Here is a 433-nt window from a genome sequence, read left to right as displayed (position 1 = left end):
CTGCCGCACGGGGCGGCGGATCGGCTTACCGGGGGGACTGAGGACGGCTGACTTCGGCGCCTTACACCGGCTTCCACACCGGCGAGGCCGCCACGGTCACTTTCCTCGGCAGGATGGACTGCGCGGCGAAGGCGTCGGCGATGCGCTGCTGTTCCTCGAGCGAGGCGGCGTCCACGGCCTGTACCTGATAGGTACGGCGCAGGTTGGCGGCCTCCACGGTGGCCGGGTCGAGCCCGATCAGCGGCGCATGCCATGCCGCCGCCGGACCCGGGTTGCGCTTGATCCAGTCGCCTGCACGGCGCAGTTCGTCATAGACCACGGCCAGCACGTCGGGCCGACGCTTCGCGTACGGCGTGGCGGCGAGATAGAAGCGCCGGTAGCTGGCCAGCTTCGTCCCATCGCGCAGGATGCGGGCATTGGCCTGGCGCTGCAC

1 protein-coding gene is annotated in these 433 nt (G+C 70.7%); it reads right to left on the bottom strand.

The window, feature by feature from the left end; all coding sequences use genetic code 11:
• Positions 1–61: 61 nt before the first annotated feature.
• On the bottom strand, positions 62–433 hold a 372-nt coding region (locus AC1DHL_RS29940), incomplete at its 5' end, for a type 2 periplasmic-binding domain-containing protein (RefSeq protein WP_478164359.1).

This window comes from Variovorax sp. 10L426 (assembly GCF_056395305.1).
This window is presented reverse-complemented; position numbering and strand designations above follow the sequence as displayed.